The 19,863-nt window shown below is 64.5% G+C and carries 20 protein-coding genes and 3 pseudogenes; 15 read left to right on the top strand and 8 right to left on the bottom strand.

The window, feature by feature from the left end:
• Positions 1-194: 194 nt before the first annotated feature.
• Positions 195-671, bottom strand: a complete 477-nt coding sequence (gene bfr, locus Q0T48_RS12465; RefSeq protein ID WP_295956816.1) for a bacterioferritin — start codon at positions 669-671, stop codon at positions 195-197.
• Between the two features lie 190 nt (positions 672-861).
• Here bfr and Q0T48_RS12470 point away from each other — a divergent pair, with 190 nt between their 5' ends.
• On the top strand, positions 862-1,371 hold the full coding sequence (locus tag Q0T48_RS12470; RefSeq protein WP_295956818.1) for a hypothetical protein: 510 nt from the start codon (positions 862-864) through the stop codon (positions 1,369-1,371).
• A 60-nt stretch (positions 1,372-1,431) separates the two neighbouring features.
• Positions 1,432-2,040: a hypothetical protein gene (locus tag Q0T48_RS12475; RefSeq protein WP_366887954.1), complete on the top strand. Its 609-nt coding sequence runs from the start codon at positions 1,432-1,434 to the stop codon at positions 2,038-2,040.
• A 145-nt stretch (positions 2,041-2,185) separates the two neighbouring features.
• Here Q0T48_RS12475 and ahpF read toward each other — a convergent pair whose 3' ends face one another.
• A complete protein-coding gene (ahpF, locus tag Q0T48_RS12480; protein WP_295956820.1) occupies positions 2,186-3,757 on the bottom strand; it encodes an alkyl hydroperoxide reductase subunit F in 1,572 nt (523 codons plus the stop codon).
• Between the two features lie 77 nt (positions 3,758-3,834).
• Positions 3,835-4,398 carry an alkyl hydroperoxide reductase subunit C gene (gene ahpC / locus Q0T48_RS12485; protein ID WP_295956822.1) on the bottom strand — a complete coding sequence of 188 codons (564 nt, stop codon included), beginning with the start codon at positions 4,396-4,398 and terminating at the stop codon, positions 3,835-3,837.
• Positions 4,399-4,688: 290 nt separating this feature from the next.
• Here ahpC and Q0T48_RS12490 point away from each other — a divergent pair, with 290 nt between their 5' ends.
• The 7 genes and pseudogenes from Q0T48_RS12490 (at position 4,689) to Q0T48_RS12520 (ending at position 10,806) form a co-directional block, all read left to right on the top strand.
• Positions 4,689-4,904, top strand: coding sequence for a hypothetical protein (locus tag Q0T48_RS12490; RefSeq protein WP_295956824.1), 216 nt, complete (start codon positions 4,689-4,691; stop codon positions 4,902-4,904).
• A 12-nt stretch (positions 4,905-4,916) separates the two neighbouring features.
• A pseudogene (locus Q0T48_RS12495) lies at positions 4,917-6,911 on the top strand (TonB-dependent hemoglobin/transferrin/lactoferrin family receptor); the annotation flags it as partial.
• Between the two features lie 14 nt (positions 6,912-6,925).
• The gene (locus tag Q0T48_RS12500; RefSeq protein ID WP_295956825.1) at positions 6,926-7,252 is read left to right on the top strand and encodes a hypothetical protein; all 327 of its coding nucleotides are present in this window, start codon (positions 6,926-6,928) and stop codon (positions 7,250-7,252) included.
• Positions 7,249-8,322, top strand: a complete 1,074-nt coding sequence (locus Q0T48_RS12505) for a ChuX/HutX family heme-like substrate-binding protein (RefSeq protein ID WP_295956826.1) — start codon at positions 7,249-7,251, stop codon at positions 8,320-8,322. The genes Q0T48_RS12500 and Q0T48_RS12505 overlap by 4 nt, the downstream gene beginning before the upstream one ends.
• Before the next feature lie 56 nt (positions 8,323-8,378).
• On the top strand, positions 8,379-9,176 hold the full coding sequence (locus Q0T48_RS12510) for an ABC transporter substrate-binding protein (protein ID WP_295956869.1): 798 nt from the start codon (positions 8,379-8,381) through the stop codon (positions 9,174-9,176).
• The gene (locus tag Q0T48_RS12515) at positions 9,173-10,219 is read left to right on the top strand and encodes an iron ABC transporter permease (RefSeq protein WP_295956827.1); all 1,047 of its coding nucleotides are present in this window, start codon (positions 9,173-9,175) and stop codon (positions 10,217-10,219) included. The genes Q0T48_RS12510 and Q0T48_RS12515 overlap by 4 nt, the downstream gene beginning before the upstream one ends.
• The gene (locus Q0T48_RS12520; RefSeq protein WP_295956828.1) at positions 10,216-10,806 is read left to right on the top strand and encodes an ATP-binding cassette domain-containing protein; all 591 of its coding nucleotides are present in this window, start codon (positions 10,216-10,218) and stop codon (positions 10,804-10,806) included. The genes Q0T48_RS12515 and Q0T48_RS12520 overlap by 4 nt, the downstream gene beginning before the upstream one ends.
• Here Q0T48_RS12520 and Q0T48_RS12525 read toward each other — a convergent pair.
• Positions 10,735-11,319, bottom strand: a pseudogene (locus tag Q0T48_RS12525) (phosphatase PAP2 family protein); the annotation flags it as partial. The gene Q0T48_RS12520 and the pseudogene Q0T48_RS12525 overlap by 72 nt on opposite strands.
• 38 nt (positions 11,320-11,357) lie before the next feature.
• Between Q0T48_RS12525 and Q0T48_RS12530 the strand changes: the two are divergent.
• The 3 genes and pseudogenes from Q0T48_RS12530 (at position 11,358) to Q0T48_RS12540 (ending at position 13,493) form a co-directional block, all read left to right on the top strand.
• Positions 11,358-12,458 (top strand): patatin-like phospholipase family protein, encoded by a 1,101-nt coding sequence (locus Q0T48_RS12530; RefSeq protein ID WP_295956829.1) that lies wholly within the window; start codon positions 11,358-11,360, stop codon positions 12,456-12,458.
• A pseudogene (locus Q0T48_RS12535) lies at positions 12,446-13,168 on the top strand (SDR family NAD(P)-dependent oxidoreductase). The gene Q0T48_RS12530 and the pseudogene Q0T48_RS12535 overlap by 13 nt, the downstream one beginning before the upstream one ends.
• 28 nt (positions 13,169-13,196) lie before the next feature.
• On the top strand, positions 13,197-13,493 hold the full coding sequence (locus tag Q0T48_RS12540) for a helix-turn-helix transcriptional regulator (protein ID WP_295956830.1): 297 nt from the start codon (positions 13,197-13,199) through the stop codon (positions 13,491-13,493).
• Between the two features lie 374 nt (positions 13,494-13,867).
• On the opposite strand, the gene Q0T48_RS12545 is transcribed toward Q0T48_RS12540, so the two are convergent.
• Together Q0T48_RS12545 and Q0T48_RS12550 are read right to left on the bottom strand one after the other, a co-directional pair.
• Positions 13,868-15,448, bottom strand: a complete 1,581-nt coding sequence (locus Q0T48_RS12545; protein WP_295956831.1) for a gamma-glutamyltransferase family protein — start codon at positions 15,446-15,448, stop codon at positions 13,868-13,870.
• Positions 15,445-15,867 carry a nuclear transport factor 2 family protein gene (locus Q0T48_RS12550; RefSeq protein ID WP_295956832.1) on the bottom strand — a complete coding sequence of 141 codons (423 nt, stop codon included), beginning with the start codon at positions 15,865-15,867 and terminating at the stop codon, positions 15,445-15,447. The genes Q0T48_RS12545 and Q0T48_RS12550 overlap by 4 nt, the downstream gene beginning before the upstream one ends.
• 189 nt (positions 15,868-16,056) lie before the next feature.
• Here Q0T48_RS12550 and Q0T48_RS12555 point away from each other — a divergent pair, with 189 nt between their 5' ends.
• Positions 16,057-16,893, top strand: a complete 837-nt coding sequence (locus Q0T48_RS12555; protein ID WP_295956833.1) for a Rossmann-like and DUF2520 domain-containing protein — start codon at positions 16,057-16,059, stop codon at positions 16,891-16,893.
• Here Q0T48_RS12555 and Q0T48_RS12560 read toward each other — a convergent pair.
• Positions 16,890-17,120: a hypothetical protein gene (locus Q0T48_RS12560; RefSeq protein ID WP_295956834.1), complete on the bottom strand. Its 231-nt coding sequence runs from the start codon at positions 17,118-17,120 to the stop codon at positions 16,890-16,892. The two genes, Q0T48_RS12555 and Q0T48_RS12560, sit on opposite strands and share 4 nt — an antisense overlap.
• A 163-nt stretch (positions 17,121-17,283) precedes the next feature.
• Between Q0T48_RS12560 and Q0T48_RS12565 the strand changes: the two genes are divergently transcribed.
• Together Q0T48_RS12565 and Q0T48_RS12570 are read left to right on the top strand one after the other, a co-directional pair.
• Positions 17,284-17,865 (top strand): hypothetical protein, encoded by a 582-nt coding sequence (locus Q0T48_RS12565; RefSeq protein ID WP_295956835.1) that lies wholly within the window; start codon positions 17,284-17,286, stop codon positions 17,863-17,865.
• A 4-nt stretch (positions 17,866-17,869) separates the two neighbouring features.
• Positions 17,870-18,439 carry a YceI family protein gene (locus Q0T48_RS12570; protein WP_295956836.1) on the top strand — a complete coding sequence of 190 codons (570 nt, stop codon included), beginning with the start codon at positions 17,870-17,872 and terminating at the stop codon, positions 18,437-18,439.
• Between the two features lie 66 nt (positions 18,440-18,505).
• Here the strand turns inward: Q0T48_RS12570 and Q0T48_RS12575 are convergent, their stop codons facing one another.
• Positions 18,506-19,750: a D-arabinono-1,4-lactone oxidase gene (locus tag Q0T48_RS12575; RefSeq protein WP_295956837.1), complete on the bottom strand. Its 1,245-nt coding sequence runs from the start codon at positions 19,748-19,750 to the stop codon at positions 18,506-18,508.
• Positions 19,751-19,863 lie beyond the last annotated feature (113 nt).

The following is a 19,863-nucleotide window of genomic DNA, read 5'->3' on the forward strand; positions in this document are numbered from 1 at the left end:
GGCTCGTAAATTTACCGGAAGTTTACCATGAATGAGAATGATTCGCGATACGGGGTGGGTAGTTTTCGAGCTTGTGCATGCGTGGTCACGTTTCCGCAAGTTCATGCGCCTAAGGAGCGGCAATAAAAAAACGGGCTCAAAGGCCCGTTTATGCTGGGCCGAAACCCGTTTTATGGTCCGCCCCGAAGGGCGGCTCAGCTCAATTCGCCCATCTGGCTTTGCAGGTAGTTCTGGATGCCGACCTTGCCCACCAGGTCGATCTGGGTTTCCAGGAAGTCGATGTGCTCTTCGGTGTCGTCCAGAATGCCTTGCAGCAGGTCGCGCGAGACGTAGTCGCGCACGCTTTCGCAGTGGGCGATGCCGTCCTTGATGGTGGCTTGGGCACCTTGCTCGGCTTTCAGGTCGCAGGCCAGGCATTCGGGCACGTCTTCACCCACCAAAATCTTGGCCAGGTCTTGCAGGTTGGGCAGGCCATCCAGCGTGAAGATGCGGTCCATCAGCTTGTCGGCATGCTTCATTTCGCCGATGGATTCCTCGTATTCTTTCTTCGCCAGCTTGTCCAGGCCCCAGTGCTTGTACATGCGGTAGTGCAGGAAGTACTGGTTGATGGCGGTGAGCTCGTTTTTGAGTTGCGCTTGCAGATGCGCGATGACTTGGATGTCGCCCTTCATGGTGGCCGTCCTTTTTTTGAATGGTGGTCGCAGGATTACGTCACTAGGCATTGTCGGCGACGCAGCCCGCTAAATCAAAAAACCAGGAGTGATACCCCCATCTTTTTGGTCTGAGTGCGAACACGCGTGATGGGCATTCGCAAGGGGCGAAAAGCATTGACCGAACGCGTTGCCCCTGTAAAGTGCTTACATGCTTGTAACAACTACCATGCCCGCCGTGCTCGACATCGAGGCCTCGGGCTTTGGTCGGCGCAGTTACCCGATCGAAGTGGGTTGCGTGCTGCCAAACGGCAAGACGTTTTGCACCCTGATCCGGCCTGAACCCGAGTGGGTGCACTGGGACCCCGAGGCCGAGAAGCTGCACCGCATCAGTCGCGCGCTGACCGAGAAAGTGGGCAAATCGGCGCTGGACGTGCCGCACCTGCTCAACACCCATCTGCGCGGCCAAACCGTGTACTCCGACGGCTGGGCGAATGACTTCACCTGGATCGGTGCCTTGTTCGAGGCGGTGGACCTGAGCCCGTATTTCAAGCTGGAAAACCTGCGCTCCTTGCTCAGCGAAGACGAGGCCGCGCGTTGGCACGACGTGAAGCAGCAGGTCAGCGGCGAGCTGGGCTTGCAGCGCCACCGCGCCAGCAGCGATGCCCGGGTGCTGCAGCGCACCCTGCAGCGGCTGATGGAGCAGCGAGAAGCCCTCTGATGGGTTGGCTTTACACCGCGCCGATAGACTGGCGGCTCCACTCTGCCGAAGCTATTTCCCATGACCTTGATGACACGCCGCACCGCGGCTCTGGCCTTGCTTTTGGCGGCCAATCTGTGCGCGGCCCAGACGGCATCGCCTACGCTGCGCCTGCGTGGCACGGTGCAAAGCGTGACTGCCGACACGCTGACTGTGCAGGTCCGTGGCGGTGAGGTGGTGGCGCTGGCCCTGCCTGCGAATCTGGTGGTGTCCGAGGTGTATCCAATTGCGCTGGCCGACATCCAGCCCGGCAGCTTTATCGGCACCGCCGCCATGCCGCAAGCCGATGGCAGCGAGCGGGCGATTGCGGTCACGGTGTTCCCCGAATCTGCCCGCGGTGCAGGCGAAGGCCACCGCCCGTTTGACCTGCAGCCGCAAAGCACCATGACCAATGCCACGGTGGCCGATGTGGTGGCTTCGCCCACGGGACGCACGCTGCAACTGAAGTACAAGGACGGTGCGCGGGCCATCGTGGTGCCCGCTGATGCGCCCATCGTCACCTTCCGCCCGGGAGACCGCAGCCTGCTGGTGGCCGGGGCCAGCGTATCGCTGTCGGCCCAGAAGTTGGACGGCAAGCCTACCGCCATCCGCATCAACGCCGGTCGCAACGGCTTTCAATTGCCGTATTGATTACCCCACTGGTGGAACTTACGCCGGGCGCATAAACGCGAGCTGTCTGTTCCAGAAACACCGCGGAACTGGCTTTGCCAGGCCGCTGGTGTTGCCCCCTGCAAGGGGGTTGGCGAAAAGCGCTTGCGCTGTAGCCTGGGGGTGTTCAACCAGCGCTGCGGATCAGGTGGTCGAAGGCACCGAGTGCGGCTTTGGCTCCATCGCCTGCCGCGATGATGATTTGCTTGAAGGGCACGGTGGTGGCGTCGCCCGCGGCGAACACACCGGGCACCGAGGTCTGGCCGCGGTTGTCGACGATGATTTCGCCGTGCTTGCTCAGCTCTATCGTGCCCTTGAGCCATTCGGTGTTGGGCACCAGGCCGATTTGCACGAAGCAGCCTTCCAGCTCCACATGGTGGCTCTGGCTGGTGCTGCGGTCGGTGTAGGTCAGGCCATTGAGCTTGCTGCCGTCGCCGGTCAGCTCGGTGGTCTGCGCCGACACATGCACGGTCACATTGGGCAGGCTGTGCAGCTTTTTGACCAGCACGGCATCGGCACGCAGCGCGTCGCCAAACTCGATCAAGGTCACATGCGCCACCAGCCCGGCCAGGTCGATGGCCGCCTCGACACCCGAGTTGCCGCCGCCGATCACGGCCACGCGCTTGCCCTTGAACAGCGGGCCGTCGCAGTGCGGGCAGTAGGCCACGCCCTTGTTTTTGTATTCTTGTTCGCCGGGCACGTTGACATTGCGCCAGCGCGCGCCGGTGGTGACGATCACGGTCCTGGATTTCAGTGAGCCACCGTTGGCCAATTGCACCTCGACCAGGCCGCCGGGTGTCGCCGCCGGGATCAGCTTGTCGCCGCGTTGCAGGTTCATCACGTCCACGCCGTAGGCTTTCACATGCGCGTCCAGGCCCATGGCGAACTTGGGGCCGTCGGTTTCCAGCACCGAGATGAAGTTCTCGATGGCCATGGTGTCGTTCACCTGGCCGCCAAAGCGCTCGGCGGCAATACCGGTGCGGATGCCTTTGCGTGCGGCGTACACCGCGGCGGCCGCGCCTGCGGGGCCACCGCCGACCACCAGCACGTCATACGGGTCTTTGGCTGAGAGCCGGGCCGCGTCTTTGTCGGCTGCGCCGGTGTCGAGCTTGGTCACGATTTCTTCTACCGTCATACGGCCTGAGCCGAAATGGCTGCCGTTCAGGTAGATGCTGGGCACGGCCATCACTTCGCGGGCATTGACCTCGTCTTGGTACAGCGCCCCATCCACGATGACGGTCTTGATTTGGGGGTTGAGTACCGACATCAGCGTCAGCGCCTGCACCACGTCGGGGCAGTTGTGGCAGCTGAGGGACATGTAGACCTCGAAATTGAACTCGCCATCCAGCGCCTTGATGCTGTCGATCACGTCGGCTTCCACCTTGGGTGGGTGGCCGCCCGTCCATAGCAGGGCCAGCACCAGCGAGGTGAATTCATGGCCCATGGGGATGGCTGCGAAACGCAGGCTCATATCGCTTGCTATGTCAGAGCTTTTGCGGTTCAGGCTGAACGACGGCTTGCGTGCGTCCGTGCCATCGATCTTCAGGGTAATTTTGTCGGACAACGCAATCACATCCTCCAGCAGGCCGCGCATTTCAAGGGCAGCTTTGCTGTCGTCCAGCGATGCCACGATCTCGAACGGCTTTGTGACCCGCTCCAGGTAACTTTTCAATTGTGCTTTGAGGCTGTCGTCCAACATGGTGTATTCCTATTCGTTTAACTCTTCGATACCCGCCACCAACCTCGTGAGCCAGCGGCGGGTTTATTTCTACAGATTTAGATCTTGCCGACCAGGTCCAAAGATGGGGTCAAGGTGGCAGCGCCTTCGTTCCACTTGGCAGGGCAAACTTCACCTGGGTGGGCGGCGGTGTACTGGGCACCCCTCAGCTTGCGCACGGTTTCCTTGACATCGCGGGCGATTTCGTTGGAGTGGATTTCGGCCGTCTTGATCACTAGCTCGGGGTTGATGATGAAGGTGCCACGCAGTGCCAGGCCTTCTTCAGGGATGTGCACGCCGAAAGCGTTGGTCAGGGTGTGGGTTGGGTCGCCAACCAGGGGGAACTTGGCCTTGCCGACTGCAGGCGAAGTCTCGTGCCACACCTTGTGCGAGAAATGGGTGTCGGTGGTGACGATGTAGACCTCGGCGCCCATCTTCTGGAATGCTTCGTAGTTCTCGGCAGCGTCTTCGATTTCAGTGGGGCAGTTGAAGGTGAAAGCGGCTGGCATAAAGATCAGTACCGACCACTTGCCCTTCAGGGTTTGATCGCTGACTTCGACAAACTTGCCGTTGTGGAAGGCTTGGGTCTTGAAAGGCTGGACTTGGCTATTGATCAGGGACATGGTGGTTTCCTATAAAAACATGAGTGGCTGGATGCGGTATGCATTGGCTGCAGGGCTAGATTATAAACTATTAAATATAGTAGTTTGATAGTTGATTTGTATTTATGCCATAGTTTCAGTAGCCATTCACTGGCGCACGAACGGTCCGGTTTTTGATAAATGAGAATTATTCGCATATAGTAAACCCCTATCCCAGCTAGCCACCCCGGCCCGTGCAGCGCTTAAAACCAGCCGCCTGCGCCCGCCACCAGCCAGCCGTTGACCTTTTTCAACTGTTGTCAGGTTTCACCGTGGCTTTTGCTTCCTCTGTTTCTTCCTCTTCTCCCTTTACTCTGCGCGAACTCGTCTGGCTGATTGGCCTCTCCATGGGCGCAGCCTTGTCGGCGCAAGCCCAATCGGTCCAGGTGGCAGCGGCCACCAGCCTGCGCGAGGTAGTGGTCAGCGGCTCGCGTAGCGCGCAAGACCCCGATGAGCTGCCCATGAGCATCGACGTGATCGGCCCGTAAGACCTCGAAAGCAAGCAGATCCACGACATCCGCGACCTGGCCAAAGACCTGCCCAATGTGTCGGTGAAGCGCGCTCCGGCCCGGTTCACCCTGGCCTCGGGCAATACTGGGCGCGATGGCAATGCGGGCTTCAACATCCGCGGGCTGGAGGGCAACCGGGTGCTGATGTTGGAGGACGGCATTCGCATGCCGCGCAGCTACGTGTTCAGCGCCAACGCCTTTGGCCGCGACTACTTTGACATCGGCCTGGTCAAACGGGTGGAGGTGGTGCGTGGCCCGGTGTCGGTGCTCTACGGGTCCGACGGTGTGGCCGGGTTGGTCAACTTCATCACCTACGAGCCATCCGACTTTTTGACCAACGGCAAAACCTTTGGCGGCCGGGCCGCGGTATCGGCCAGCAGCGATGACAAGGGTATGTCCGTCGGCACCACACTAGCAGGCCGGGCCAGCGACACCGTGGAATGGCTGATCGGTGTCAATGCCAGCCGTTCCGATGCTTTGAAGAATATGGGCAGCAACGACGCGGCCAACACCACCCGCACCACGCCCAATCCCGAGACGGACCGCGGCACTTCCTTGTTGGGCAAGCTGGTGGTGCGCCCCAACGCCGACCAAAAGCACGTGCTGACCTTCGAGCATGTGGAAAAGAAGGCTGACTACAACCTGCTGTCCGCCGTGGCCGTGGCCGCCACGGCATCCACCTCCACGCTCGGCTCTACTGCCAACACCACCCTGCAGCGCGACCGTCTGACCTGGGACGCACGCTACCAGCTGGGGGCCGCCCTGGCCGACAGCCTGCAAACAGTACTCAGCTACCAGTCTGCAGCTTCCCGAGAAATCGCCACCGAGGACCGCAACACCGCCGCCGACCGGGTGCGCAACACCACCTATGACGAAGACACCTGGCAGCTCGGCCTGCAGGCTAACAAAACCCTGCGCCTGGGCGGTGACACCGCGCACAAGCTGACCTACGGCGTGGACTACACCCGCGCCAGCATCCAGACCCTGGGCACCGGGGTGACCCCGCCCGCAGGCGAAACCTTCCCGCTCAAACGCTTCCCCGACACCATCGAATCCAGCGCTGCGCTGTACCTGCAAGACGAAGCCGTGCTGGGCGACTGGAGCATCACCCCCGGCCTGCGGCTGGACCGCTTCAAGATCGACGCAAGCCAGGCGGGCTTTGCTGCCACGGCGGTGTCGCTGTCCGATTCGGCTGTGTCACCCAAGCTGGGTGTGTTGTACCGCGCCACGCCGCAGTGGAGCGTGTTTGGCAACGTCGCCTCCGGCTTCAAAGCGCCCAACGCAGGCCAGGTGAATGCATTTTTTGAGAACGTCACCCAGTTCTACAAAACCATTCCCAACCCCAACCTCAAGCCCGAGAAAAGCCAGAACTTCGAAATCGGTGCCCGCGGCCGCCTGGACGCACTCACGCTGGACGTGGCCGCCTTCACCGGCCGGTTCAAGGACTTGATCGAAGATTCGGTGCAGGTGGGCGGCGCAGGCACGGCGGCCAATCCCACGGTGTTCCAGTCCATCAACGTGGGTAACGCCCGTATCAGCGGCTTCGAGGTCAAGGGCAGTTGGGACTGGGGACGGGTCGCAGGCGGGCAGCTCACCACGCCGTTCAACTACGGCTATGCACGCGGCAAAGACAGCGACACCGGCAAGCCGCTGGACTCCATCGACCCCGCCAAGATCCGCGCTGGCTTGCAGTACGCCACCGGCACCTGGGACCTGCGGCTGGACCTGGCCCACCACGCGGCCAAAAAACAGAGCGACACCAATGCGGCCCTGTTCGTCACCCCGGCCGCCACCACGCTGGACGTGGGCGGCCAGTGGCGCATCCGCAAAGACCTGCGCCTGAACGCCAGCGTGGCCAACCTGACCAACAAAAAGTACTGGAACTGGAGCGACGTGCGCGCCGCCACCGCCAGCCAGGTGGCCGTGATCGACGCATTCAGCCAGCCTGGCCGTAGCCTGCAAGTTTCATTGGTAGCTGATTTCTAACCCGGAGGAACCCCATGACCCGCCCCACTGACCACATCACCTCTGACGAGGAGTACGCCATGCCCTGTGCCGAGGCCCTGCTGGCCAGCTCGCTGGCGCTGATGACCGGCTACGTGCAAGGCTGTTGCGACGACCACCGCACCCAGATGGCGCAAAAAGTCGTGCAGAACCTGCTCCACCTGTCCGAGCACCCCATGCTCTCGCCCGACTTCAAAACCCTGCTCTGGAACCTGCACACCCGCTGGCTGCAGCAAACCCATCCGGCACGTACCGTTTCCGAGCACATTGACCTGCCCGCTGCCACCCCGCTGTGGCACACCACCCCTGAGACCGTCCAATGACCCTTTTATTCGCCACCCCCGAAGACCTGCGCGCAGCCTTTGCCGCCGCCCGCGCTAGCGGAAAACGCGCCAAAGAAGCCGCAGAGTCCATCGGCAGCAACGAAGGTGCTGCCGTGGCCGCCCACTGCGGTGCACACGCCTACCCGCCCAAAGCCATTGCCCTTAGCGGCCCGTGGATTGACTTACTCAAGGCCCTGGAGCCCTGCGGCCCGCTGATGGGCCTGACCCGCAACGAGAGCACCGTGCACGAAAAAACCGGTGTCTACACCAAGCTTTCTGCCATGGGCCAGATGGGGCTGGCGCTGGGCGAAGACATCGACCTGCGCCTGTTTTTTAGCCAATGGCATGCCGGATTTGCTGTCACCGAGCTGGCCGCCAATCCGCAGAACCGCCCGAATGTCAGCCTGCAGTTCTTCGATGCCCACGGCCTGGCCGTGCACAAGATCTTCCAGCGGGATGCCACCGACCGCGCGGCCTTCGACGCTGTGGTGCAGCGCTTTACGTCGGCCACCAGCCCCGCCGTGCCCACACCCGCACCCCAGCCCGATGCCGCGATCGACGTGGCGGGCCTGGGGGATGCCTGGGCTGCGCTGCAAGACACGCATGAGTTCTTTGGCATGCTCAAAAAATTTGGTGCCGAGCGCCAGCAAAGCCTGCGCCTGGTGCAGGGCCGGTTTACCCACAGCCTCTCCACCATGGCACCGCGCAAGCTGCTGCAATCGGCATCGTTTGACGGCGTGCCCATCATGGTCTTCGTGGGTAGCCGGGGCTGCATCCAGATCCATACCGGCCCGGTCAAACGCATCGAGCCCATGGACATCCGCGGGGTCCAGTGGCTCAACGTGATCGACCCCACGTTCAACCTGCACCTGCGCGAGGACTCCATTGCCCACGTCTGGCGCGTGCAGAAACCCACCGCCGACGGCGTGGTCACCTCGGTGGAAGTGTTTGACCACGCAGGCGAGCTGATGGCCATGTTCTTCGGCGCGCGCAAACCCGGCCAGCCCGAGCTGCCAAGCTGGCGCGAGTTGGTGGCCGGGTTGCCCACGCTGGAGCCCGTGCCCGCATGAGCCCGGTGCTTTTTCCGCGCCGCCGCACGGTGTTGGGCTGGGCGGCACCGGCACCCATGCTGGCCCATGCGCAGAAGCTGCCGAGGCTGGTGACGGTCGGCGGCGCACTCACCGAATGCGTCTACGCCCTGGGCGCTGAGGCGCAACTGGTCGGCACCGACACCACCAGCCTGTACCCGCTGGCGGCGCAAAGCACGCCCAAGGTGGGCTATATGCGCACCTTGTCGGCCGAGGGCCTGTTGGCGCTCAAACCCGACGCGGTAATCGCCACTACCGAGGCCGGGCCGCCCGTGGTGCTAGACCAATTGCGCAGCGCCGGGGTCAAGGTGGAGCTCATCGACTCCGACCACAGCTGGGCCGAAGTGCAGCGCAAGCTGCAGGCCGTGGGGCGCGGTGCCGGGCGTGAGGCCCAGGCCCGTGCCTTGCAGGCCACGCTGGATGCGGACTGGGCACGCGTGCAGAACCAGGTGGCCCGATTCAAAGGCCGCAAGCCGCGCGTGCTGTTCATCCTGTCGCACAGCGCCACCGTGCAAGTCGCAGGCGAAAAAACCGCCGCCCATGCCATGCTGCAGCTGGTGGGTGCGCAGAACGTAATGACTGGGTTCAACGGCTACCGCCCCATGACGGCAGAGGCCATGGCCGCCGCCGCCCCCGACCTGGTCCTCACCACCACCCAGGGCATCGATGCCCAGGGCGGGCTGGCCATGTTCTGGAGCCGCCCCGAGCTGGCCCTGACCCCCGCCTTCAAAACCAAGGCCCTGGTGCACCTGGATGCGCTGGAGCTGCTGGGCTTTGGCCCGCGCCTGCCCGCCACCGTGCGCAGCCTGCACCAGAAGCTGGTGCTCAAGGCATGAGCCTGCCCGCCCGCCGCATGTCCAGCACCCACGTGCTGCTGCTGGGCAGCGCCCCGGTGCTGCTCAGCCTGCTCAACGCCAGCGCGCGCGGGGCGTATGGCATCAGCGTGGGCGACATTCTGAGGACGCTGTGGGCGCTGGTCAGCGGCGGGTTGGACGGCTCGCCGGAGCAGCTCGTGTTCCTCAACATCCGCCTGCCGCGCCTGTTTCTGGGTCTGGCGGCGGGCGCGGGGCTGGGCCTGTCGGGGGCGCTGATGCAGGGCCTGTTCCGCAATCCGTTGGCCGACCCCGGTTTGATTGGCGTGAGCAGCGGCGCGGCGCTGGCGGCGGGCATCACCATCGTGCTGGGCAGCCGCTACTTTCCCGATCTGCCGCGCAGCCTGGGCAGCTGGACCCTGGTGGCGACGGCCTTTGCGGGCAGCCTGTCGGTCACGGCGCTGATCTACATGCTGGCCCAGTCGGACGACGGCACCCGCGTGGGGCTGATGCTGCTGGCCGGTGTAGCCATCAACGCGCTGGCCGGGGCCGGGCTGGGTGGTTTGAGCTTTCTGGCCAGCGACGAGCAGTTGCGCAGCCTGCAGTTCTGGCTACTGGGCAGCCTGGGCGGCGCACGCTGGAGCGCCGTGATTTTGGTCTGTACTATCGTTTTAATAGCTGCTTGTGCAGGCGCTACCTGCGCTAGACCCTTAAATGCTATTGCATTGGGCGAGGCGCAAGCGGTGCTGCTGGGCGTGGATGTGGAGCGCACCAAGCGCCTGGCCATCGGTGTCACCGCGCTGGCCGTGGGCGCGGTGACCGCCACCACCGGCATGATCGGCTTCGTAGGCCTGTTGGCCCCGCACTGCGTGCGCCTGGTTGCCGGGCCGGACCACCGCGTGGTGCTACCTGGCTCCGCCATGCTGGGTGCGGCCCTGGTGCTGCTGGCCGACAGCGTGGCCCGCACGGCAGTGCAACCGGCTGAATTGCCGCTCGGCGTGCTGACCGCCTTGGTCGGCGTGCCATTTTTCCTGGTGCTGTTGCGCCAGTTCAAAGGACGGGTATGACCTATTACTTGGAAGCGCAGGCCGTGTCCTGCGTGGTCGGCGGGGCTACGCTGTTGCATGCGCTCACCGCGCGCTTCGCCACAGGCGCGTTCACCGCCATCCTGGGGCCCAACGGCGCAGGCAAGTCCACGCTGTTGTCGCTGCTGTGCGGCCAGCGCAAGGCCAGCCAGGGCCAAGTGTTTTTGCAAAACCAGCGGCTAGACAGCTACCCCGCCCAGGCCCTGGCCCGCCGCCGCGCGCTGCTGCCGCAAGACCTGTCGGTGGCCTTTGACTACACCGTGCAAGATGTCGTGGAGCTGGGTCGCTACCCACCAGGGGTAGCGGCCCTGGGTTTTGTGCAAAAAATGCCGGTCGCCGCGCGCGTAGGCCAGGGCCACCAGCCACAGGCTGGCCACCAGGTACAGCGTCAGCGCCGCAGGCCACAGCGCGCTGCCCACCACGCCCGCCACGCCACCGGCCAGCAGGTAGTACAAGGCCACATGCGGATCGCTGCGCCCGGGCCGAATCCAGCGCAGGCAGGCCAGGCCCAGCAGAGCGCCGCCCACCAGGTCCAGCGCCTGGTGCTGGTAGGTGAACAGCGTGGATAGCGCCGTCAGCACCAGCCATCCACCCATCAGCGCCCGCGCCCAGGGGGCAGCCAGCCGATCGCGCAGCGGTTCCCACAGCAGCACGCAGTACGCCACGTGCAGAGACGGAAACTGGTTGTAGGGCGCATCCACCCACGCCAGGGCCTGGAACAGCGCGGCGGGAAGGGGCGCGGTCACCATGGGCCGCTGCCCGCCAAACTGCAGCGGCCACAGCACAAACACCAGCGCCGCCAGCACCGTGGCCAGCAGCAGCCGCTGGCTGAGCACGCGCAAACCGTCCTGGTTGGGTACTAGCCATACAGCGGCTACCAGCAAGATACCGCTGCTGGCGTAGGGCAGCACCATCCACGGCCAGAAGGGGGTGTGCACTTCCCAGGCGAGGGCGATGTGGCGGGTGGTGCCGCGCTGCTGCGCCAGCGCATTGGCTAGCAGGTAGCACAGCGAGAACACCAGCCCGTTCGCGCCCAGATGCACCAGGCGCTGCCGTATGCTTACTTCGCTCCCTGGTTTCATGCACTGCCTGGCTGAGTTCTTTGGGTTATCTTAGCCGCATGAATTCGACACCCAAATACCGCCGTTGCATGGTGTTCGCAGGCGGCGGCTTCCGCTTTGGCATCTACTTGGGGCTATATGCTGCCGCGCGCGATGCGGGCCGGGCACCCGATGTGCTGCTGGCCACCTGCGGCGGGGCGATTGCGGCGGCGCTGGTGCAGGCGCTGCCCGACGACGCACAGCGCAAAGCCTGGCTCAGCTCGCCGCAGATGTACCAGTTCTGGGGCAGCCTGCAGCCCGCGCCGCAGGCCAGCATCACGAAGGCCTTGCTCGGCGCGGCCCGGCGCAAATGGTCGCGCCAGCCCGCTCCGGTAGTGCCCGACCTGTTCCACGACTACCTGTTTGAGGTGCCGCCCGTTTTGCCGTTGCCACTCGTGGCCACGGTGTCCGAGGTGGACGTGGTCACCATTGGCGGCAAACTGCTGTTTGGCCCGGCGGACGTGGGCCAGGCCCGTGGCAGCCGCAAGCTGTTCGCGCAAACCGTGTTTGGCCCACCGCGCGCTGCGGCCCTGGCCCAGGGTATGCCTTCGCCGTTTGCCGACCCCGGCTGGGGTGCGCATGCGGTGGCCGACACCGTGCTGACCGATACCACCCTGCCGCTGGAGCAGGCGGCGCGCATGTCGATTACCGACTTCTACTACTTCCCCAGCCACCGTTTTGCGGGCGCGCACTACATCGGCGGCGTGGTCGATCTGTTCCCCATCGAGCTGGCCCACCGTCTGGCCGACGCGGTGATGATCGAGTTCAAGGAATCGTTCGACCAAACTTTCTCTATCCCTGCCTGGCGCGCTGTGCTGGGGCTGGACGGCAACCAGCGCCTGCGCCAGGTCAACGGCCAGCCCGCCGACGTGTGGTTTGACACCTCGGACGTGACCGCCGCGCTGCCGGTGGAGCAAATCCACAAGCGGCTGGACTGGCACCGCAACCGCATCACCCTGGCCCTGCCCACCGACCACGCCACCTACGTGCGCTACATTGACGCGCAATGGCAGTACGGCTACCAGCGCGGCCTGGAGGCGCTGCAGCGCCCCGCCTCTGGCAGCCCGGCCCGCATGCGCAACGTAGACCGCTACAACCGGGCCCAGGCATGCGCGTTCTGATCCTGGGCGGCACCAGTGGTATTGGCCTGGCGCTGGCCCGCCACTACCTGCAGCAGGGTGCCACCGTGGCCGTGTGTGGTCGCGACCTGGCGTGCCTGCCCGCCGACCTGCCACCGCAGTTGCAGACTTACGCCTTGGACATTGCCGATCAGCCAGCCCTGGCCTAGGTGTTCCAGGATTTCGCCGCACCCGGCCTGGACCTGCTGGTGGTGGCCGCGGGCTTTTACTTCAACACCCGCCACCACCCGCTGGATGCCGCCACCACACTGCGCATGCTGCGCACCAATGCCAGCGGCCTGAACCACGCATTCGATTGGGCGGCCGAGAAGATGCTGGCCCAGCGCGCGGGCCAGCTGGTGGCGGTGTCGTCGATTGCTGGGCTGCTGCACGACTACCCCGGCGCATCGCTCTACAGCGCCACCAAGCGCCACGTGCTGAGTGTGTGCGCCACCTACCGCATGGCGCTGCAGCCCTTCGGCATCGCCGTCACCGCCATCGTGCCCGGCTATATCGATACCGCCAAATTGCGTGCACTGAACGGCGGCGATGCCAGCCACAAACCCTTTTTGTTGTCCGAAGCCCAAGCCGTGGCATGTATCACCCACGCCATCCGCACGCGCCAGGCGGTGTGCGTGTTTCCTTGGCAAATGCGCTGGCTGGTGGCGGTGCTGAATCGGCTGCCGCGCTGGCTGCTTGCGTTGCGGGGCTGATGGGTGCATCGGCTGGTAGAAATATTAAATGTTCACGGTCATGGACAAATTAAGACTCCCTGCAGACCTTGGCAAGGCCATCGCCCAGTACCGAGAGGCGCACAAGCTCTCGGCGGTCGCCGTCGCCAGCAAGGCCGGGCGCAGCCGTACCGTGCTCCACAAGCTGGAGCGCGGCGAGGATGTGACGGTCGCCTCGCTCTTCAACATCCTGCGCGCCATGGGCCTGTGCCTGGGCCTGCAAAAGGCGGGCATGCCGACGCTGGAGGAAATGCAGCAGCGGTTTGCGGACGATGGTGACGATGCGGGCGGTGGCCATGCTGCCTGAGCGCATCCGCCTGCTCGATGTGGATGTGAATGGCGGGCATTGCGGGCGGCTGGCGGGGTTCTAGAAATAGAAGTAGAGGTGGGTAGATGTGTCAGCCAAAAACGTGAAAGTCCCAATAAAGACGCGTCTACCCCTTAGGTTCACGTGAGTTTTTGAAATTCTTGGCAGCATCTGGGTATCCAAGTATTTCGGGATGTCTTCTTCGTCATTCCCCTTACTTGTATTGAACCACTCCGAAAGGGATGCGTTTTTCGCTGGCAAGGTCAGATTTCGATTTAAAGGATGGCTTGTAATCCAACATGTTATTTATGCATCTTGCGCTTATTCCATAAGCTTAAGCAGCTACTAAAAAAGTAGCATTTGACCGCCACCCCTCACAACCCCATCGCCCGCCCATCGCTGCGCGGATCGTGTGCGCCGGTCATCACGCCGGTGGCCGGGTCGATGCAGATCGCCCCCGGGTGCCCCATCAGCGGGCTGTGGGCGGGCAGGGGGCTGAGGGCGTGGCCGCGGCGGGCCAGGTCGGCGAAGACTTCGGCGGGTACGTCCTCTTCCAGCTTGAGCGAATCGCGCGCGTCGGAGAAGGTTTTGCCCAGTAGAAAGCGCGGGCGGGCTAATGCCGTGTACGGGTCCATGCCGTAATCGATCATGCGGGTCAGGATGGCGGCCAGGGTTTGCGGCTGGCCGTCGGCACCCTGGGTGCCGTACAGGATGGCGGGCTTGCCGTTGTGCAGGTACATGCCGGGGTTCAGGGTGTGGAAGGGGCGCTTGCCGGGGGCGAGGCAGTTGGGGTGCTGCGGGTCCAGCGAGAAGGCCGCGCCCCGGTTGTGCCACAGCAGGCCGGTGTCGCCCACCACCACACCGCTGCCCCAGTCGAAGTAGGTGGTGGCCAGCATGGAGACGGCGTTGCCCTGGCGGTCGGCGGCGGCCAGGAAGACGGTGTCGCCGGTTTGAAAATTGTGCGGCCAGGGCAGGGCCTGGTCCATGCGGATGGAGGCGGCGAGTTGGTCCAGGTGGGCGGGGGACAGCAGGCGCTCCACGGGCACATCGGTGTGGTCGGGGTCGGCAATGAGGCGGTTGCGGTCGATGAAGGCGCGCTTCACGGCTTCGACCAGCAGGTGGTAGTAGTCGGCACTGCCCTCGGCGATGTTGTGCAGGTCGAACCGGTCCAGGATGCCCATGATCTCCAGCGTGGTGATGCCTTGCGTGGGCGGGCGGTGGGCCACCAGGGTGCCGTCGCGGTAGGGCAGCTGGAGCGGGACTTCAGCGCGGGCGCGGGTCTGGGCCAGGTCAGCGGCGGTCAGGGGTGAACCGGCCTGGGCCAGGCCTTGGGCAATAGTGGCGGCGAGCTGGCCCTCATAGAAGTCGCGCGGGCCACGCAGGGCCAGGGTCTCCAGCGTGGCGGCCAGGGCGGGTTGGTGGCGCCTTTGCTGCGGCGCGGGCAGGGCACCATCGACCAAAAAGTGGGCGTAGACACCGGGCAGCGCGCTGGCCTCGGGCTGGCGGAACTGCAGCCAGAAGCGCTCGGATTCCGAGATGGCAAAGCCGTCACGCGCCAGGCTGATGGCGGGGGTGAGCAGCCCGGCCCAGCTCTCTTTGCCTGCCCACTCGTCGCGGCTGATGGCAAAGGCCTGGGCCCACACGTCTACCGCCGCCGCGCTGGTCAGCATGGCCTGCGGGCCGCGTGTGGGGATGCTGCCCTGGTAGGTGGGTAGTTTTTGGGCGGCCTGGCCGATGCCCGACAGGCTGTGCACCTGGCCGTGCGCGTCGGCGATCAGCATGAAGGCATCGCCGCCCAGGCCGCAAAAATGCGGGTAGGTGACGCACAGGCTGGCCGCCGTGGCAATTACCGCCTCGATGGCGTTGCCGCCCTGGGCCAGTATGGCCAGCCCGGCTTCGGTGGCCGGGCCGTGGGGGCTGGTGACCATGCCACAGGTGGAGGTGGCCAGGCTCATGGCACCAGGCCTGCGCGCTGCAGCAGCCATTCGGCGCTGTCGTTCCACACGTCCATCTGCACGATCAGGCCGTGGCGCACCACGTAGCGGTCGACATAGCGGTTGCCCTCGAACAGCGTGCCGTCGGGCCAGGCGCCATACAAGGTACCGATGTTGTAGACGATGGCCTCGGCCTCGGTGGCCCCGGCCACCACGTCGGTCTGCTCAAAGCGCTTTTTTACCCAGGCGTAGCGGCTGGCGTTGAAGCGGCTGCATTCGGCCGGGTCGCGCATCTCACGGCCGCCGGTGAAGCGGATGCGCAGGTCGGGCGCGGTGAAGGCGCGGGCCCCTTCGGGGTCGGGCACCATGATGGTTTGCAGAAATTTTTCGACCAGCGCTTTCGCTTGCAGGCCGGGGTCGGGTGGGGTGTGGGTGGGCATGGCGTTGAAGTGTTGGCAGTGGTATTGCAACGACTATGCCAGTTCTGCGCGTGCCGGTGTTTTTAAGGGAAATGGGCCGCTAGCGTAGGTTCTACCTGCATGGGTAGCTATCAAAAGCAGAGTGTGGAGCGGGTGGCGGTATCTTTGGCAAAATGGATTGCGCCCGTTCAACTACAGAAAGCGACTCCTTTGAAAACACTCAACTTGGTAGGCGCTGGCCGTGTGGGCCAAACGCTGGCATGGCTCTGGCAGCAGCAGGGCACGTTTGCGGTGCAAGACGTGCTGACCAGCAGCCCGGCCAGTGCGCGGGCTGCCTGTGCTGCCATCGGCGCGGGCCGTCCGATAGAGGCATTGCAAGCCATGCGACCGGCCGATGTGTGGATGCTGGCCGTGCCCGACACGCAGTTGCCCCAGGTGGTGCAAGGGCTGGCCACCGCGTTTGCCGCATCGTCCGCCCTGAGTGCGCAAACCGTGGCTTTCCACTGCAGCGGGGCGCTGGGCAGCGCGCAACTGGCACCGCTGGTGACCCTGGGCTGGCAGACGGCCAGCGCGCACTGCATTTTGAGTTTTGCCTCGGTGGAGGCCGCCGTGGCCCAGTTCCCCGGCACCGCCTGCGCGCTGGAAGGCCATACCCGCGCCTGCGGCCTGCTGCGGGCTGCCTACACCGACATCGGCGCGCGCTGTTTCAGCGTGGCCTCTGAGCAAAAACTGCTCTACCACGCGGCGGCCGTGTTTGCCACCAACTTCATGCCGGTGCTGCAAAGCGTGGCCGAGGACGCGTGGCGCAGCGCCGGTGTGCCCGCCGAGCTGATTCCCGATCTGCGCGCCACGCTGCTGGCCCACGCGGTGCACAACATCACCACGCTGGGGCCTGCTGCCGCCCTGACCGGCCCGGCCGCCCGGGGCGACACCGCCGCCATCGCTCGCCAGGCGGTAGCCGTGAAAGCCTGGAATGCAGAAGCCGGAACGGCCTACGACGCATTGAGCGTACTGGCCCTGCGTTTGGCGGGCCAGCAGACGCGTTAATGGACGGTCTGCGCCAGCACCTCGCGCAGGTTCAAAGCGCAGGCTTGCAGCGCGGTGCAGCGGGAGCGCTGGGCACATTGCAGGCAGGTGTCGGCATAGGCGGGGTCGCGCAGCAGGCGTTCCGGGTCCACGGTATAGCCTTGGCCCGCCATCAGCCACTTGAAGTCCACCTCCAGCAGCAGATGGCTGCCTTGGTCACCGTGTGTGTTGCCCATGAGCGTGTGCATATAGGTCCTTCTTATCTCTAAATGGGTACGCTGCCCTTGGAATCAATATAGGCAGTGGCGTACGGGGTAAGGCCGGGAAGTGGCGTGTAAAACCCCTGTCTCTGCGCTCTTAGATCTTTAACGCGCCAGACGCTGTTTGCGATGGCGTGGAACAATGTGCGGCATGCCAAACACTGCATTCACGCTCCTTGCAGCGGCCGCCCTGGGGCTGCTGTCCACACTGCCTGTGCAGGCCCAGTTGCCCCCGCGCGATCTGGTGGTGGAGCTGCGGCAGATCAGCGAAGCGGATGCCAACACCGTCAGCACCCAGCCCGCCACCATGCCGCTGACTCCCCAGCGCATCCAGGTGCGCAACGGCGAAAAAGCCACCTTGGCCATGGGCCAAAATGTGCCGATCCGCTTTGTGCAGGCGGTGGGCTCGGGCCGTGACGGCAGCGGTGTCAGCTACGGCATGGTGTGGATGCAGGCGGGCCAGAGTATGGCCGTGCAGCCGCGCTGGCCCGGTGCCCGCCAGCCGGTGCGCATCACCATCGCCGTGGAATCCTCCAGCCTGCAGGCCCCGACCGGTAACGCCGAACTCCCCAGCCAGGCCCGCGGCCAGCTTGCCACCACCGTCAGCGCGCCCTTGGGCCAGTGGGTCACGGTGGCTGCTACCGGGGGCGGGCAAGCTCAACCCGGCAGCTACAGCAGCGAAGCCGCCGCCGACACCCGGCAGCTGGTGCAGATCCGCGTGCTGGCTCTCTGAACCCATGGCACACGCTGGCTTTTTATCTTTGTGCTGGGTGGCTGCCTCGCTGTTTACAGCATCGGCCAGCGCCCAGGCGGCTACCTACAGCATCGACCCGGTGCGCACCAGTACTACCTACGAGCTGGGCAGTATCAGCAGCGGGCGGTTTGAGCGGCACACGGGCAGCATCCAGCTGGACATGGAAGCCAAAACCGGGCTGGCCGATGTCAGCATTGAGGCCGCATCGGTCCGCTCGGGCATGGCTTTCATTGATTCCATTTTGGTCAGCACCGAGCTGTTCAACGCCAGCCAGTACCCCAGCATCCATTTTCTGGGCGACCAGTTTGTGTTCAGCGGCGAGACCCTGACCGATGTGGTGGGCAACCTGACCCTGCTGGGCAAGACGCTGCCGGTGGTGCTGCACGTAAACCATTTTGCCTGCCGGGCACCTGCCGCGCCAGAGCCTGAGGTGTGCAGCGGCAGTTTCGAGACCACCATCGACCGTACCGACTACGGCATGGACCTGGGTGTCAGCCTGGGTCTGCCCAAGAATGTGCATTTGGTGGTGCAGGTGGAAGCGGTGCGACAGTAATGTAATTGCTATTAAATAAGTAGCTACTAGCGTAGATGAAATATGCGCTAGAGGCCTATTTCGTGCTTAACCCAGCAAGGCCCGCACATGGTCGTTCAGAAAGCGCCCTTGCGGGTCCAGCTTGCGCCGCAAGGCCCGGAAATCGGCGGCGCGCGGGTACAGCGCGGTCACGTCGTCGGTGTCCAGAAAATGCATCTTGCCCCAGTGCGGACGCGAGCCAAACCGGCGCAAGATGGCATCCACATCGCGCAAATAATCCCAGTAGTCCACGCCCGGCTGGCCGGACACCGACAGCGTGATGCTGTCCTGCTGGTGGAACGGGCTGATCCAGGCCGGGTCGCCTGCGGTGAAGCGGTATTCGATGGGGAAGATGCAGTTCGTGTGCTTGCTCAGCATCAACTCGCGCACGGCGCGCACCGCCTCTTTGCCGTGCTGTACCGGCACGGCGTATTCCAGCTCGTGGAAGTTGGGCACGTACTCGATGGGGTAGATCTCGGACGAGTAGGCGATTTTTTCAAACGGCGTGTCCAGTGCCGGGCGGTCGGTGGTGTCGATCACCTTCATCTCGCACACGTCGGCGGTTTTCGTGGTGGTGGTCCGCGGGGCATCCGCCGTGTCGGCCAGGCAGTACAGCTGGCGGCTGTGCGGCGTGGGGCACCAGAAGAAGCCGAAATGCCGGTGCGTGGCGGCCAGCTCATCGTGGCGGGCCATGCAGGTTTCGAAGTCGTCGCGCCACACGTGCTCGTGCAGGTGGTAGGCATCGGTGACCTGCAGCGTCAGCTCGGAAATCACCCCCAGCGTGCCCACCGAGACCTGGGCGGCGTGCAGCAGATCCTGGTCCGATCCATCCACCACCAGCACGCTGCCATCGGCCTGCACCAGCCGCAGCCCGGCAATCGAGGTGGCCAGGCAGCCCAGCGTGGCACCGGTGCCGTGGGTGCCGGTGGTGAACGCGCCCGCCACCGCTTGCGAGTCGATGTCGCCCTGGTTCACCAGCGAAAAACCGTGCGCCTTGAGCGTAATCGCCAGGTCGTGGATGCGCGTGCCTGCCGCCACCGTGACCTGCTTTTTTGCATCGTCAAAGCTGTGCACGCCCTGCATCTGCGCCAGCGAGAGCAGCAGCCCGCCGGTGCCCACCACCGGCGTGAAGCTGTGGCCCGAGCCCGCCACCCGCAGGTTCAAGTCGCGCCGATCCGCCTCGGCCACCATCTCACACAACTGGTCTTCGGACGTGGGCGCGCCTTTGTAGCGCGCAATGCACGACTGGTTGCCGACCCAATTGCGCCACAGACCGCCTTTTTCGAATTGCATGGGGACTCCGGTTGAGAGTTGAACTGCAAGAGATCATGCCCCATACGCCACCCGGCGTATTCCCGCATCGGCGGGCCGCCCCTAAAGTCCACCCATCGCCGCACAAAGCCTGT

It is taken from the genome of Rhodoferax sp., assembly GCF_025354435.1.
Taxonomy (GTDB): Bacteria; Pseudomonadota; Gammaproteobacteria; order Burkholderiales; family Burkholderiaceae_C; genus Rhodoferax_B.

What these genes read in the sequence shown, in the direction of transcription:
- Q0T48_RS12520 (WP_295956828.1), top strand. Translation starts at nt 10,216, where the DNA reads ATGACCTATTACTTGGAAGCGCAGGCCGTGTCCTGCGTGGTCGGCGGG.
- Q0T48_RS12545 (WP_295956831.1), bottom strand. Translation starts at nt 15,448, where the DNA reads ATGAGCCTGGCCACCTCCACCTGTGGCATGGTCACCAGCCCCCACGGC.
- Q0T48_RS12540 (WP_295956830.1), top strand. Translation starts at nt 13,197, where the DNA reads ATGTTCACGGTCATGGACAAATTAAGACTCCCTGCAGACCTTGGCAAG.
- Q0T48_RS12575 (WP_295956837.1), bottom strand. Translation starts at nt 19,750, where the DNA reads ATGCAATTCGAAAAAGGCGGTCTGTGGCGCAATTGGGTCGGCAACCAG.
- Q0T48_RS12500 (WP_295956825.1), top strand. Translation starts at nt 6,926, where the DNA reads ATGACCCGCCCCACTGACCACATCACCTCTGACGAGGAGTACGCCATG.
- ahpC (WP_295956822.1), bottom strand. Translation starts at nt 4,398, where the DNA reads ATGTCCCTGATCAATAGCCAAGTCCAGCCTTTCAAGACCCAAGCCTTC.
- Q0T48_RS12515 (WP_295956827.1), top strand. Translation starts at nt 9,173, where the DNA reads ATGAGCCTGCCCGCCCGCCGCATGTCCAGCACCCACGTGCTGCTGCTG.
- Q0T48_RS12530 (WP_295956829.1), top strand. Translation starts at nt 11,358, where the DNA reads ATGAATTCGACACCCAAATACCGCCGTTGCATGGTGTTCGCAGGCGGC.
- bfr (WP_295956816.1), bottom strand. Translation starts at nt 671, where the DNA reads ATGAAGGGCGACATCCAAGTCATCGCGCATCTGCAAGCGCAACTCAAA.
- ahpF (WP_295956820.1), bottom strand. Translation starts at nt 3,757, where the DNA reads ATGTTGGACGACAGCCTCAAAGCACAATTGAAAAGTTACCTGGAGCGG.
- Q0T48_RS12505 (WP_295956826.1), top strand. Translation starts at nt 7,249, where the DNA reads ATGACCCTTTTATTCGCCACCCCCGAAGACCTGCGCGCAGCCTTTGCC.
- Q0T48_RS12470 (WP_295956818.1), top strand. Translation starts at nt 862, where the DNA reads ATGCTTGTAACAACTACCATGCCCGCCGTGCTCGACATCGAGGCCTCG.
- Q0T48_RS12510 (WP_295956869.1), top strand. Translation starts at nt 8,379, where the DNA reads ATGCTGGCCCATGCGCAGAAGCTGCCGAGGCTGGTGACGGTCGGCGGC.
- Q0T48_RS12570 (WP_295956836.1), top strand. Translation starts at nt 17,870, where the DNA reads ATGGCACACGCTGGCTTTTTATCTTTGTGCTGGGTGGCTGCCTCGCTG.
- Q0T48_RS12560 (WP_295956834.1), bottom strand. Translation starts at nt 17,120, where the DNA reads ATGCACACGCTCATGGGCAACACACACGGTGACCAAGGCAGCCATCTG.
- Q0T48_RS12475 (WP_366887954.1), top strand. Translation starts at nt 1,432, where the DNA reads ATGACCTTGATGACACGCCGCACCGCGGCTCTGGCCTTGCTTTTGGCG.
- Q0T48_RS12550 (WP_295956832.1), bottom strand. Translation starts at nt 15,867, where the DNA reads ATGCCCACCCACACCCCACCCGACCCCGGCCTGCAAGCGAAAGCGCTG.
- Q0T48_RS12565 (WP_295956835.1), top strand. Translation starts at nt 17,284, where the DNA reads ATGCCAAACACTGCATTCACGCTCCTTGCAGCGGCCGCCCTGGGGCTG.